The 15,004-nt window shown below is 38.4% G+C and carries 10 protein-coding genes; 6 read left to right on the forward strand and 4 right to left on the reverse strand.

Features of this window, described 5'->3' with window-relative positions:
* Positions 1-183 precede the first annotated feature (183 nt).
* Both ACOVQ4_RS02890 and ACOVQ4_RS02895 read left to right on the forward strand, forming a co-directional pair.
* Positions 184-1,041 carry an ABC transporter ATP-binding protein gene (locus ACOVQ4_RS02890; protein ID WP_095166969.1) on the forward strand — a complete coding sequence of 286 codons (858 nt, stop codon included), beginning with the start codon at positions 184-186 and terminating at the stop codon, positions 1,039-1,041.
* 317 nt (positions 1,042-1,358) lie between these two features.
* Entirely contained in the window at positions 1,359-4,904 is a 3,546-nt protein-coding gene (locus ACOVQ4_RS02895) for a molybdopterin-dependent oxidoreductase (RefSeq protein WP_421819160.1), read from the forward strand.
* Between the two features lie 205 nt (positions 4,905-5,109).
* On the opposite strand, the gene ACOVQ4_RS02900 is transcribed toward ACOVQ4_RS02895, so the two are convergent.
* The gene (locus ACOVQ4_RS02900) at positions 5,110-5,511 is read right to left on the reverse strand and encodes a hypothetical protein (protein WP_421819161.1); all 402 of its coding nucleotides are present in this window, start codon (positions 5,509-5,511) and stop codon (positions 5,110-5,112) included.
* A 340-nt stretch (positions 5,512-5,851) separates the two neighbouring features.
* Between ACOVQ4_RS02900 and ACOVQ4_RS02905 the strand changes: the two genes are divergently transcribed.
* Positions 5,852-7,306, forward strand: coding sequence for a rubredoxin (locus tag ACOVQ4_RS02905; protein ID WP_421819162.1), 1,455 nt, complete (start codon positions 5,852-5,854; stop codon positions 7,304-7,306).
* A gap of 277 nt (positions 7,307-7,583) precedes the next feature.
* Here the strand turns inward: ACOVQ4_RS02905 and ACOVQ4_RS02910 are convergent, their stop codons facing one another.
* The 3 genes from ACOVQ4_RS02910 to ACOVQ4_RS02920 form a co-directional block, all read right to left on the reverse strand.
* The gene (locus ACOVQ4_RS02910) at positions 7,584-8,057 is read right to left on the reverse strand and encodes a hypothetical protein (protein ID WP_421819163.1); all 474 of its coding nucleotides are present in this window, start codon (positions 8,055-8,057) and stop codon (positions 7,584-7,586) included.
* Positions 8,058-8,235: 178 nt separating this feature from the next.
* On the reverse strand, positions 8,236-8,799 hold the full coding sequence (locus tag ACOVQ4_RS02915; protein WP_176464510.1) for an RNA polymerase sigma factor: 564 nt from the start codon (positions 8,797-8,799) through the stop codon (positions 8,236-8,238).
* Positions 8,800-9,162: 363 nt separating this feature from the next.
* Positions 9,163-10,671, reverse strand: coding sequence for a S41 family peptidase (locus tag ACOVQ4_RS02920; RefSeq protein ID WP_421819164.1), 1,509 nt, complete (start codon positions 10,669-10,671; stop codon positions 9,163-9,165).
* Positions 10,672-11,065: 394 nt separating this feature from the next.
* Here ACOVQ4_RS02920 and ACOVQ4_RS02925 point away from each other — a divergent pair, with 394 nt between their 5' ends.
* The 3 genes from ACOVQ4_RS02925 to ACOVQ4_RS02935 all read left to right on the forward strand — a co-directional run bounded on the left by ACOVQ4_RS02925 (position 11,066) and on the right by ACOVQ4_RS02935 (position 14,952).
* Positions 11,066-12,310 carry an MFS transporter gene (locus ACOVQ4_RS02925; RefSeq protein ID WP_421819165.1) on the forward strand — a complete coding sequence of 415 codons (1,245 nt, stop codon included), beginning with the start codon at positions 11,066-11,068 and terminating at the stop codon, positions 12,308-12,310.
* 381 nt (positions 12,311-12,691) lie between these two features.
* Positions 12,692-13,675: a ribonucleoside-diphosphate reductase small subunit gene (locus ACOVQ4_RS02930; RefSeq protein ID WP_421819166.1), complete on the forward strand. Its 984-nt coding sequence runs from the start codon at positions 12,692-12,694 to the stop codon at positions 13,673-13,675.
* A 506-nt stretch (positions 13,676-14,181) separates the two neighbouring features.
* Complete coding sequence (locus ACOVQ4_RS02935; RefSeq protein WP_421819167.1) at positions 14,182-14,952, forward strand: NUDIX hydrolase; 771 nt, start codon at positions 14,182-14,184, stop codon at positions 14,950-14,952.
* Positions 14,953-15,004: the final 52 nt, after the last annotated feature.

Below are 15,004 nucleotides of genomic sequence, written 5' to 3' on the forward strand. Positions count from 1 at the left end.
CTTGTCCCTAAACACATAACTTAAATATTATTCTGCTCGATTACTTAAGTAGGAAAACGCTATTAGTTAAAAGTACATTGGTTATTTGAAGGTATTCATAATCAAAATATTATGGTCAAATTTCACCTCAGATGTACTATTAATTTAATCTTTCCTACTACTTATCTAAAACCTTTGCTACAAATGAATACTAGCGATAAATCACTCAATTTGGTCGATTCGGCCAATGATTTCCATAAAATTAATAGTCGTGAAACGGCTATCAGTATCAACAACGTTGAGGTATCTTTCTCGACACCCAAAGGAAAGTTTACTGCCGTAAAGGATATCTCTCTCGACATCAAAAGAGGTGAAATTATTTCCCTAATCGGTCACTCTGGTTGTGGAAAATCTACCTTGATGAATACTATTTCGGGAATGGTATTGCCTACATCAGGAGAGGTAATCGCCAACGATAAAGTAGTAAAAGGACCAGGCCCCGATCGTGGTATCGTATTCCAAAATTATTCATTGTTACCTTGGATGTCGGTGTACAAAAACATCTTTGTCGCGGTTGATTCAGTTTTTAAGGATAAATCTACCGACGAAAAACACGCCATTGTCAACCATTACATCGAAATGGTAAATCTTACCTCACACAAAGACAAATTGCCAAGTCAGTTGTCGGGTGGGATGAAACAACGAGTAGCTATTGCACGTGCATTTGCCATCAATCCAAGCATTTTGTTATTGGACGAACCATTCGGCGCCTTAGATGCACTCACCAAAGGTTCGATGCACATCGAGTTATTGAAATTATGGAACCTAGATAATCGTAACAAAACTATTGTGATGGTAACTCATGACATAGAAGAAGCGATTTTCTTATCTGATAAAGTAGTGGTAATGAATAACGGGCCAGCGGCTACTATCAAAAAGATTGTAGAGGTAAATCTAGAAAGACCTCGTAATAAAAAAGCAATTGCTCACGACCCTGAATACATCCGAATTCATGATGAGCTATTAGGATTGTTGTTTGACAAGTTTTCTATTGAAGATTAATAGGTAAAAAAAGCCCGAAATCAATGATTTCGGGCAAACCTCTTACCTTCCGTTGATATGAAAAGTCTCAAACTGGTCTAATCGAGCTGATAGTTTCCAACATAGCGGTGTCAAAAACCAATGACATCAGTAGCGGCCGATGATCATACCGAATTAGGGTTTCAAGAATTTATGAATTCCGCAATTCTCATATCAATTTATGCAAAAGTAGGGCGATTATTGAAGGAATAATCACCTGAACATCAAACATAAACCATGCCATCTTTGCGGAAAATCCATGATAAAACACTTTTGAAACAAAATAAAACACTTTGTATATGAGTATTCCGTCCAATAAGAAACAAATAAAATCTACCTGCTCTTACTGCGGTGTGGGATGCGGTGTAGTGCTAACCGACCACGGTAAAGGAAAGCTGACTCTTGAAGGCGATAAGTCACATCCTTCAAGTAAAGGTATGCTTTGTTCAAAAGGGATGAATCTTCATTATACAGTAATGGATACTTCCGACCGTTTGCTGTACCCGACCATGCGCTACAACCGTGATATGCCGCTACAGCGTGTATCGTGGGACCAAGCACTAGACCGCACAGCGGCTGTTTTTAAAGCTATTATCAAAAAATATGGCCCCGATGCAGTCGGATTCTACGTTTCAGGACAATGCTCTACTGAAGAATACTATGTAATCAATAAGCTCATCAAAGGTTTTATTGGTTCTAATAACATCGATACCAACTCCCGCTTGTGTATGTCATCGGCGGTAGTAGGCTACAAACTTACCCTCGGCGAAGACTCTGTACCTGTTTGTTATGATGACATAGAACTAGCTGATACTTTTTTAGTAACAGGCGCCAACCCAGCTTGGGCGCACCCAATTATCTGGCGAAGAGTCGAGGCACACAAGCAAGCCAATCCTGATGTCAAAATTATTGTAGTAGATCCACGTCGTACTCAAACAGCCTCACAAGCTGATTTACATTTACAAATTACCCCAGGCTCCGATGTGACACTTACCAATGCCATAGGAAGGGCTTTGATTGAAAACGACTGGATTGATACAGATTTTATTGTATCGCATGCAGATGGCTTTGAAGCTTACAAAGACCAAGTTATGCAGAGAAGTATATCAGAGGCAGCCGAAATTTGTGGTATATCTTCCGAAGAAATTTATTTAGCCGCTCGCTATATTCATGAAGCCAAAGGCTTTTTGTCGATGTGGACAATGGGACTCAATCAGTCGGTTATTGGTGTAAACAAAAACCTATCGCTCATTGATTTGCATTTGATTACGGGTAAAATCGGAAAAGAGGGAAATGGTCCATTCTCGCTCACAGGACAACCCAATGCCATGGGCGGACGCGAAGTAGGTGGTTTGGCAAATATGTTACCTGCTCATAGAGATTTGCTCAATCCAGCCCATAGAGAAGAAGTTCAAGCTTTTTGGGGTGGAACCAAAATCTCCGATAAGCCAGGTTTTACCGCTACCGAAATGTTCGAGGCCTTGGCGGATGGTCGCATGAAAGCTATCTGGATTGTTTGTACCAATCCGATGGTAAGCTTGCCCAATATCAATGCTGTTGAAAAAGGTTTACAAAACGCTAAATATGTGGTAGTACAAGATATCTCGAACCGTTCGGATACCGTAAAATATGCCGATGTCGTATTACCTGCGGCATCTTGGGCTGAAAAAAACTCCGTTTTTACTAACTCCGAACGTCGTATTACCTTTTTACCCAAATTAATTAACGCCCCTGGCGAAGCCAAAGACGATACTCAAATCATTGTGGAATTTGCGCAAAAAATGGGCTTCGAAAAGGCTTTTGATTATCAAAATACAGCCGAAGTTTATGCAGAACATTGTCGCTCGACTATCGGAACAAATATTGACATTTCGGGCTTGAGCTATGAAGTTTTACAAGAAAAACGCTCTGTTCAGTGGCCTTTTCCACAAGAAAAGGCTATGCAAGACCCTGAGTATGCCGGCACTAAACGACTTTTTACGGATAAGCAATTTTATACGGCTAATCATCGTGCCAAAATTCATGCTGTCCCAGACCAAAATCAGTCTGAGGCTTTGAGTAAAGAATTTCCCCTAATCCTTACCACAGGTCGTATTCGTGACCAATGGCATACCATGACCAAAACGGGAAAGGTAAATAAACTCAATCAACATATTTCTCAGCCTTTTATCGAAATACATCCAAAGGATGCTGCCGAAAGAGGTATCTCCGAAAATCAAATTGTAGAGGTAAAAACCATTCGTGGCAAGGCTCGCATTAAAGCAAAAATTACGACCGACATCAAACAGGGCGTATGTTTTATGCCGATGCACTTTGGTAAAATTCAAGAAAAAACGTTTGGTCGTACCAACAATCTGACCAATACCTTAGTTGACCCACGTTCAAAAGAGCCTGATTTTAAGTATTCGGCGGTACAGGTTTTAGCTTATCAAAAACCTGTCGAAAAAATTGTGATTATTGGGGCTGGCTCTGCTGGCTTAGGCTTTATCAAAGCCTATCGTGAACTCAATCAACAAGATGAGATTCATGTTTTTTCAAAAGAAATCTATCCCTTTTATAATAGAGTCATGCTTCCTGATTATATCTCAGGGGCACAAAATTGGGAACAGTTGGTCAAACTTCGTGAAGACCAATTTGCGGAGGCAAATATCCACGTACATAAAGGCGTAGAAATTGTGCATATTGACCGTGCCAACAAAGTTTTAACTGATTCTTTGGGTCAAGAACACACTTACGACCAGCTGATATTGGGTATGGGTTCCAGAGCCTTTATGCCTCCGAGTGTTCCTAAGATTTCTGGAATTTTCAATATGCGTTCGCGCCTTGATGCCGATAGTCTTTTGCCATTTTTACAACAACCTAATCCTCATGCAGTGATTGTTGGTGGTGGTTTGTTGGGCTTAGAATTAGCGGCTTCTCTTCGAGAAATGAATATCGAAGTCACTGTAATTCAACGAAGTGGGCGTTTTATGGACCGCCAACTCGACAAGCTTGGCTCCGAAATGTTGCATCATGAACTAGTAGACTTAGGTATCGAGATATTCTACAACGATGAGGTTTCGTCTATTTACGGCACCGAACGCTTAGAAGGCGTTCGTCTCAAATCGGGTAGAAAAATAGAGGCACAAGTAGCTGTTTTTGCCATTGGAACAACGCCCAACACCGAAATTGCCAAAGCCGCTGGCTTGGAAGTAAACCGTGGCGTAGTTGTCAATGACTATTTACAAACCTCTGATTCTTCAATATTTGCAGCTGGTGAAATAGCTCAATGGCGTGGCGAAATGTGGGGTATTACAGCTGCCGCCGAGCACCAAGCCGAAATTATTGCCAAATATATTGCTGGCGACTGGGCAAGTTATTACCAAGGGTCACTTTCGATGAATATTATGAAAATTCAGGGAGTACAGTTATGTTCGCTGGGCTTGATTGAAGCTCCTTCCAATAACCCTGAATATGAAGAAATTATCTTTATCGATAAAGCCAAACGTTATTATAAGAAGTGTATCGTGTATCGTGATAGATTGGTAGGCGCTATCTTGATTGGAGATAAAACAGAATTCTTAGAATTTAAAGATTTGATTGGAAACAAAATCGAGCTTTCGGACAAACGAATGGAATTGTTGCGCTCAGGCAAAAAGGCTGACCCAGTAATGGGCAAATTGGTATGCTCGTGTAATAATGTAGGAGAAGGAAATCTCAAAAATGCAATTGCTGGAGGCTGTAAAGATTTTACACAACTATGCTCCCTAACAGGCGCTGGAACAGGCTGTGGAAGTTGCAGACCAGAAGTAAAAGCAATATTGGAATCGCTAAGCAAAAAAGAAGATGCTTTAGCTGAGCACTAGTTACCAGAAAGAATATTGGAATAGAAAAGGAAAAACGAGAAAGGATGGTTTTTCTGAAGAGTACTAAAAAAGATAATTTTTAACCTTTTAGGCTTCGGAACTGAATCACTGGAATTAGAAAAGAACTTCTAAATTCCAGTAATTCAATTCCAAAGAACCTATATTTCTGAGGTTAAAACATGTCATCGTCATAGGCCGTCAATAATTATTTTTGACGAGCTACCACTAAATCACGAGTAGTAACAAAGTTAGTTTTGATTTCGAAAGTTTTCGCGTCGATAACGTCGATGTTTGAGCTAAGAACTTGGATAGTGTATTTACCATCGCTCAAGTTAGAGAAATCAAAAGTTTTTGCAAATTTACCTGATTTAGAATCAACGTACTCGCGGTGTACTTCGTTGTTGTCTTTGTCAACTACTACTACAGTTACTTTTTTGTTGTTTGGTTTTTCTACCCAAACGTTAAAGCTAAGGCTGTTAGAAACTGGAGCGATTTTAGACTTTACGAATGCTTCTTCATCATTTGAATTAGCGATTGCACTTACGTTTGACAAACAAGTCATAGCAGCTGCTACGAACATAGCTTTGATTACATTGTTGTTTTTCATGGTATTCATTATTTATGAGAGTGAAACATCAAATTTCTTAGAAAAGTCATATCTATTAAAAAAGGTTCATTTTCGAGTAAAATTCTTAAATGTTATCCTGTTTTGGACTGTCTCAAACTAAGAAACTGTACTTTTGTCGTTTGTTTGACGATTTAAAGTTATAATGAGATTTTGGAATAGCAATGGATTAGGGCAAAAAATTTGAACAAAATCAAGAAAGTTCTTCTAAATAAAATGCAATTTCTAAAAAAAATCATATTTTGAAAATTGCAATTATACTTTATATTGGAAAAGTGATATAGGATTGATTATCAAAACGTTAAGTAAAAATTACTAAATCATGCGAGATTACTCATTGGTTAAAATAAATCTGACTGGTGGCATTGCTTCGCCAGGGGTGCTCGAAGGGATTCTTTTGATGGCACAAAAAGCGGGTGTAAAGGAAGTTAGCATTGGCGCTCGCCAGCAGTTATTGATGTGGGTAAAGGCTGATACTCAGCGCGGTTCTGGCTTACCGAGCTTCCGCGAAAGCCTAGAAGCAATGGGTATAGATTTTGAAATTGATTCAGAGCAATTCCCTAATATTATTTCTTCGTACTGCGCCCAAGAAGTTTTCCCGACGGGGCAATGGCTTTCTGAAGGAATTTATCGTGATATTTTAGACGGTTTTGATTTTCAACCCAAACTCAAAATCAATATTTCAGATTATCAACAGTCATTTACTCCCTTTTTTACGGGCAATTTAAACTTTATTGCCTCTTCGATTCCTAATTTTTGGTATTTGTATATTCGTCAAAAGCAATCTAATACCATTTTTAGATTTCCATTATTGATTTACACTTTAGAAATTTCGAAAGTATCGAAGCGTTTAGAGCAAATCTTATTGGCTGAAAACACTGTACTCGAAGATGAGATTTTTGGAAAAGTAATGGAGCAAGGAGATTTTATTTCTCAAAAAATCCATGAAGATTTAGGATTACCTCAGTTTATGTTGCCTTATTACGAAGGTTTCAATCGTTATGGTAACAAAACTTGGTTAGGTATCTACCGTCGTCACGAGACTTTTGAGGTTGCCTTTTTATTAGATGTCTGTAAAATCTGTTTAGATACCAAAGTTGGTCAGATTTGTACAACTCCTTGGAAATCACTTATTATCAAAGGTATTGAAAATCATGATAGAATTTTGTGGGATAAGCTTCTTGGCAGATTTGGTATCAACGTTCGTCATGCTGCCAATGAGCTCAATTGGCAAGTAGAGGACACATGCCCCGAGGGGTTAGCTTTGAAAAATACGATTATCAGAGAGTTTGACCAAGAAGATATTCGAACTTTTGGCTTATGCTTTGCCGTTCAAACTCGTTCAAAATCGGAGGTTTTTGGTTCGGTAGTAGTCAAAAAAAGAAAAATTCTCCTAGGATTATCGCAGGTTTATGATGTGTATCATACGGTAGATTTTAATCCAAATACTCGTCAATTGGTTTTATTCGAAAAAGGACTTCATAAAGCGCATATTGCCGAAATACTACAACGACTCACCAAACGATACTATCATAGAAGTACTGCTTCAGTAATCGAAACACCTTCACTGCCTCAAACGACCCCCACAAGTACGCATCAGGTATATCAATGCCACGTATGTATGACCATTTATGATGAAAAATTGGGCGATTCACAGCAAGGAATCAAGGCAGGAACAAAGTTTGAAGCATTGCCAGACAATTATTGCTGTCCTGTTTGCGATTCAGAAAAGGAAAACTTTGAGGTAAAAACAGTAGAAACAATGTATCAGTTGTGAATTGTGAGTTAGTCGTGTACAAAGGAGATTATTTTGCCCAAAAGCGTTCTTAATCATTAGAATTTTTGCGGTAGCGGCAACCGCAAGGGTTGCCGCTACGCAATTTTATGTTAAAGAGAAACCTAATCTTTTGCACCGCCCTAATATCGGATGTTGGATTTCGGAAGTGTAATCTTCTATGTTTTGCAGAAAATAAAGGTCTTTTTCTTTGATTCCGAAATCCACAATCCCATATCTGAAATTGTTTAAAATCCTTCGTACAGCACTGATACTTTCGTCACATTCTAAAATAAGGTTTAAATACTTTTTTGTCGAGAATAAATACTGCAAGCAAAGCATTAGCCAATAATAAAAAGTTGATAAGCTCTTTTTGATGTATCATATTAGTCAACACACTAAAATCTAAAGGCGCCTTGATCGATTGTACCGAAGGCATTCCCGCAATAAGAGCAACTACGAGTACAATCAAAACGCACATCGCAACCAAGAAATATAAGTGCAGATGACTTTTGGGTTTCAGCACTACTTCTGGTTCTTGTACAAGCTCCCATTGATCTAATAATTTGTCCGTAAAATTTACTGCTGTTTTTTCGACAGCAAAATCATTTAACAAAGTGTGCGTACTGGCATATTCCTTAAACAATAATTGATATGCCTCATTATTTTGCAACAGACGCTCGTGCCTTTGCAAAAGCTCCTCAGAGGCGATGCCATCGAGTATGTCAAATATTTCTTCATCTGTGATATTCATTGTAGTAATATTGAAGCTATTTAAACTTTTTCGTCTCAGGTGAATGAATTCACCCACTAAGTGGAATTGTTGGTCAAGACCTAGTCATATTATCAACTTTAGTGTCGGTCTCAACCAAATATTTTCTACCTATCTTATCATTACGCTCTCAGCCGACTGCTCAAAGCCCAATGCCTAATTAATATACCAAACTATGTAACTCATTTCCCAATAATCGTTTCATCTCTTCGGCCAAACGCTTGCGAGCACGACAAAGTTTGACTTTTGCCGTATCTGCGCTAATACCAACAATTTGGGCGATTTCCTCTAAACTTTGTTCTTTGAGATAAAACAAGGTAATCATCGTTACGTCGTCGGGCGAAAGATGATTGAGCGCCATTTGGATATATCTTTTCTGTTCAGCACTTTTTATTTCATCTGAAGTATCTGCCGAAGCAGCTTGTGCCGATTGAGAGGCCTCAATATCGTCGGTTTGTATGCGATTTTTCCGTTTAAACATCAACGCTGCATTAAACACAATTCGATAAAACCAAGTCGTAAACTTAGACTCTTTATTGAATTGTGGCAAAGCCTGAAACGCCTGAATAAAGGCATCCTGAGCCACCTCCTCGGCATCTTCACGTGTCCCCACGATTTTGTAGGCTACCGTGAAGGCATAATCCTTATGACGATTTGCCAAATCCCGATACCCAGCTTTATCGCCTGCCAAGATTCTTTCAATAATAGATATGTCTGATTCCAACGTTTTCACGACAATAAGATGCAAGCTGGTTTAGAAAGGTTACAGTAATTTACTCTTTTTTTCAAAAAATAAAAAGAAATGATGAGCTGATTGAATTTTACTCGTAGAGACGTAATTCTTTACGTCTAAAAATAAAATATCACACAAACAGGCGTCGGGTCCAAATTTTGAAACTAGAATAATTCTTCATTAAAAAAGGCGTTCGAAATTAATTTTTCGAACGCCTTTTTTGATATTCCTATGCTCATTTGGCTCGGTTTAAGACGCAAAGCATTGCGTCTCTACTGATAGAATACAAATTTTAACATAATCACTCCCCCTCTTTCTCTCATTTTCAAATCTTCAAATTTTCAAATCAAAAACTCAATGTCCCAATTTACTGATTTCGGCACGTCGAATGAGCTCGTAGGTTTTTTCTAATTCCAAATCAGCCTTATTGAGTCTTTCTTGGATAGTATATTCAACATTGACGTTGGGTATTACTCCACGGCCAATATTAGGAGCTTTGACCGCTGTTGTAATTCTAAAATGTGGAAATTGTAAACGTAATTTGGTTGCAGGCAAAACCACCGTAGAAATAATCCCACCGTTGCACCCAGCTTCGCCCCCACCCGTCTCACGACCGACTAAGGTTGCTTTGCGTTGTTCTTTCAAACTTGCGACAAAGCTCGATGCTGCCGAAAAGGTTTGTTCGCCAATCAAGATATATAAGTTGCCTTTAAAACGATATTGTTCGTAAGGCTTATGTTTTCCGACAGATGGGACATTCAAACAATAAGTGCCTTCGCCACATTTTTTAACGATTCTTTCCGAAAAAGCCCGACTAGCATCTTGTTCTTCTACATCATTATTAAGTATAAAAGATGGAATCATCACAGGAGCCTCCGCATGTGAAGTCAGGACAAAGGTGCTATCCATCAAATACTTCATCAGGTCGAGGGCGATTTCATGATTTCCTCCAGAGTTTTGGCGTAAATCAATGATAAGGTTTGCGGCGTGATTTTGTTCTATTTCTTGAAAAAATCTTTCATGTGTCATCAAAAACGACTCGTAGTCATCATACGAAAAGCTAGAAATACGCAACAAAGCCGTTGAAGCAACTTCCGTAGGAAAACTCAAACCACGCAAGCGAGTCAAACGACGTTGTGTTTCGTCCTCCTTAGATAACCGAGGAGGTCTGTTTCCAGCAGGGACTCTTGGTTTAAATTCCAGTATTTGTGGCTTTACTTCTCCCTGTGCGTTTTTGATAGAAAATTGATATTTTTCTTTTCCACCAAAAACACTCAAATAGTATTCATCAAAAAAGCCCGATTCGAGTGTGGCATCCTTAAATGCTTCGCCATAGCCGTCGGCAGGCAAATATTTTCGTAAGGTTCGAAGAATTTTCCCAGAGGTATTTCCTTCTATTGCCAACACCTCCGAGCCAAGCACTAGCGAGGGGTCATCGCTATCGTTGCGAGCAATAAAAAGGCGGTCGCCTTGGATAAAAAAGCCAAGTGGCAAGATGAAACTACGATTTTTGGCACGTTCCCATTTGCGAGTTTCGGGCGAAAAACGCAAATCGGTATGTCCACAGCGAATTTTGGCAACCAAAGGCTTTAGCAATAACCCAAAGTCCTTTTCGGTCATTTCGTCTGCAATTTTTTTATATGCCTCCTCAAAGGCTATATTCATAGATTCTTTTGAAGTGTACCAATTAACACCAGGATGTTCTTGCTCTAAAATACTTCTCAAATATCTAAAATCTGCTCTCAACTCTACCTTCGAGAACTTTCGCTCATAGTTGATAGGCGAAGCAGCCCCTTGTCCTTTTACATTCTGTGACCAACAGAATAACGTAACAGACAGTATAACAACACATAACAACCTCATACTCTGACGTGGACAAAAAATTAAGAAAAAAACAGAAAATTATATACTTAGCAATACAAAAGGCAAAATTACTCATAATATTACCAAATAGAAGAAAAACCAACTGAATTCGCCTACAGACCAGCGCTAAATCTAGCAAATGGCCTATTTAGCCCTTTTCATTTTAAATAAACTACAAAAAATCAGCCGATTAGGGTATATTTCTTTTCTTTTATACCTTACCTTTTACATCTTAGTAGCGAGAATAGTTCATAAAGAATAAGGATATTCTTTTGTACTACACACTCTCCCGGTGTACATATTGGCTCACTTATCTTCCTTTTCGGTTAACATTTGGGTGAGATTTCGGTAAATTGCATTTCTATTAATTATGGAATAAACTTTAAACATATAGATGAAAAAACGTTATCAAGTATTACTGGTATTATCTATTCTTTCCACTGTTACTTTTCTCGACCGCATTGCTATCTCTACAGCAGGCGAACGAATTTCAAAAGATTTGGGGCTGAGTCCCGTACAATGGGGCTGGGTATTGGGGATGTTTACCCTTGCCTACGGGCTTTTTGAAGTACCTACAGGATTATTGGGCGACCGACTCGGAGCCAAGCGCCTTCTGGTTAGAGTAGTATTGTGGTGGTCATTTTTTACGGTACTAACTGGATTTTCTACGGGTTTTGTCATGCTTCTTGTTGTTCGTTTCCTATTTGGGATTGGCGAAGCTGGGGCATATCCCAATATTTCTATCGCCTTGAGCAAGTGGTTACCAGCCTTCGAAAGAGGAAAAGGGCAAGCACTCATTTGGGCAGCGTCGAGAATTGGCGCAGGGTTGACTCCTATTTTAGTCATTCCTATTCAACAACAATATGGCTGGCAGATGTCCTTCTATGTCCTCGGGGGAGTTGGTTTACTTTGGGTAATTTTTTGGATTTTCTGGTACAAAGAAGAACCTTCTGAAGCTAAGGATATTTCGAAGGAAGAATTGAATTTTATCTTAGAAAATCGACAACTCAGCGACCACTCTCCCAAGCAATCGGTATGGAAAATACTTAACCATCCTAACCTTTGGATTCTCTTCTTGATGTATTACTGTTATGCTGCGGGGGCTTATTTTTTTCAAAGCTGGATGCCCAAATATCTACAACAAGGACGTGGTATTTCGGAAGAAAATATGAAGTTTATAGCTTCTGCTCCTTTTATTTTGGGAGCGGTAGGATGTTTTCTAGGAGGGATTTTGAGTGATTATACGGTCAAAAAATATGGTAAAAAATGGGGTCGTCGCATTGTCCCAATGATTGGGCTTAGTCTTTCGGGTATCTGTCTCATTACGGCGTCTCTTAGTCAAAACGATACTTTGGCCGTTGTACTTTTGTCTTTGGGGCTTGCCACTATGGATGTCACCGCACCAGTGGCATGGGCTGTAGCCATGGATATCGGAGGCAAACAAAGTGGCACCGTATCGGGAGCGATGAACTCGGCTGGCTTGATTGGAGCCTACATCAATACTGTATCTTTTGGGTATCTGGCAACGACTTTCGGGTACTACTTCCCTGTACTTATGATAGGCGGATTATTGTTGTTGGGGTCTGTACTTTGGCTCAAAATTGACGCAACACTCCAAGTTGCCACTCACTCAGAATAGCAAAAAAAAAATAGGTACGCAACACCGTCTACAATCAACTGACAAACAGTACATTACAACCAAACGAACGTTTTTTTTTATTAGAATATGATAAAAAATAGCGCTATTTTTCACCAAAGTATACCTATCTTTGAGAAGATTTTTTGAAGAACAAGAAACAATTTTAGCTAACAATTTGTAGTCTCTGAGGATTCTCTTTTCATAATCGAGACTAAAAAGATAAAGAAAAAACAGCGAAGTTAATTTTTGTCAACTTTGATGATTTCTAACACAAAATAGTTTAAATTTAGCCAAGGTAAGCGCGCATCAATACGGACCCGAAGCTATCATTTAAATAATCCCTTTTATTTTTAGATAACTAGTAACTTATACCATACGACCATGTCACAGGCAGCAATTATTGAACCCTTACTTCAAGAAGACCCAAATCGTTTTGTGTTATTTCCAATCAAGCACAATGACATTTGGCAATTTTATAAAAAAGCGGAAGCTTCTTTTTGGACGGCCGAAGAAATCGACCTTTCTCAAGACTTAAATGACTGGGAAAATAAGCTTACTGCCGATGAGAAACACTTTATTTCGCATGTATTGGCCTTCTTTGCGGCATCGGATGGTATCGTAAATGAAAACCTTGCTGTCAATTTCCTTTCGGAAGTTCAGTATGCAGAAGCTAAATGTTTCTACGGTTTCCAAGTGATGATGGAAAACATTCACTCTGAAACATACTCTTTGTTGATTGATACTTATATCAAAAACCCAATCGAAAAAGACCGTATGCTTCGTGCCATCGAAACTATCGACTGTGTTCAGAAGAAAGCAGAATGGGCCTTGCGTTGGATTGGTAGTGACAACTTTGTAGAACGTCTGATTGCATTCGCTGCTGTAGAAGGTATTTTCTTCTCGGGTAGTTTCTGCTCTATTTTCTGGTTGAAAAAACGTGGTTTGATGCCAGGGCTTTCGTTCTCAAACGAGCTTATCTCTCGTGACGAAGGTTTACACTGTGATTTTGCGTGTTTGCTTTATACAGACCATATCAAGAATCAATTGCCACAATCAAGAGTAACCGAAATTATTACAGATGCAGTAACAATCGAAAAAGAATTTGTTACAGATTCGCTTCCTGTATCATTAATCGGTATGAACGCCAACTTGATGTGTCAGTACATCGAGTTTGTAGCAGACCGCCTGTTGGTGGCGCTGGGCTGTCCAAAATACTATAATGCAACCAATCCATTTGATTTTATGGAGATGATATCGTTGCAAGGCAAAACCAATTTCTTCGAAAAACGTGTTGCTGAGTATCAAAAAGCAGGTGTTATGTCAGAAAAAGAAACGATGTCTTTTTCTTTAGATGAAGATTTTTAGAATTTCTTAAAAATAATCAAAACAAAACGGCTCGTTGCAATCCTGCAACGAGCCGTTTTGTTTTAAGGGTTAAATACCCATAATTTTTCAAGTTGTACTAAGCTTGTTTTCAGAAAAACCCCCACTTTGTCTTAACAGCACAAGTGGGGTATGTATTATATAAATTGGATAGATAGATAATGTGACAAGCTTTTTATGAAAGATTTTGGCAAATTTGGCTTTTTTCAGTAATTTCTGCCTCGATTATATGCCAAAAAATCGTCTTTTTATTCAAATGCTCAATTTCTATCATAAGTGAAATTGAATTTATCTAACCTCACTTTTCTAATCTTCATCCTATTGCACTAAGCAATCAAAATTTATTTAGCATATTAAAGAGAAATGCTCTTTATATGTTTTTTGGGGTCAGGTAAAAAACACAAAAATCATTGTATCAATTAGATACAATATTAATTGTTTTATTCTAATATTACAATTCTTTTTTAAATTTGAACAAAATTTATTTTATGGAGCACACGACAGAATATATAGACCTCATTAACCCTGAACAAGATTTTTTACCGGGCATATCGATTGATTGTGTAATTTTTGGTTTTCATGAAAACCAGCTGAAAGTGCTATTAATCAAATTTGCTAATACCGACATATATTCACTCCCTGGAGGATTTATCTATAAAGAAGAGAGTTTGGAGGAAGCCGCCCACAGAATTCTGGCTCATCGCACCGGAATTGAGGACACTTACTTAGAGCAGTTTTATGTATTTGGTAACCCCAAACGGGTTAATCCTGAAGAACATAGATGGATTATGCAAAAAAATGGCATTGATTTGCCTAGTGACCACTTTTTGTTTAATCGTCATATTACGGTAGGGTATTATGCGCTTGTAGATTTTACTAAAATTCAACCACATTCACACTTCAATCATGAGGAAAGTGGCTGGTTTGACATTTATGAACTACCCAAAACAATCGCTTTTGACCATCGTGATATTCTCGCGAAGGCACTCGATTCGCTTCGGTTGTTACTAGACCACAAATTGGCTGTATTCAATCTAATGCCAGAAACTTTCACGATGGGTGAATTACAAAGCCTTTATGAAACAATTTTGAATAAAAAGTTATTAAGAGCAAATTTTCAACGGAAAATGTTGAGCTTAGGAATACTCGAGAGATTAGATAAAAAATGGGGCGGTGGTGCGCACAAAGCACCATATTTATACCGATTTGATTCGAAAAAAGCCGAGGATAGTAAATTAGCAAACCAATTTGAGGAGTAAAGAAAAGGCTATTATATAGCAGTATATAAGTAATCGTGCAGAATTATATTTA

Origin of the sequence: Flectobacillus sp. (assembly GCF_049240685.1) — a bacterium.
Lineage (GTDB): Bacteria > Bacteroidota > Bacteroidia > Cytophagales > Spirosomataceae > Flectobacillus.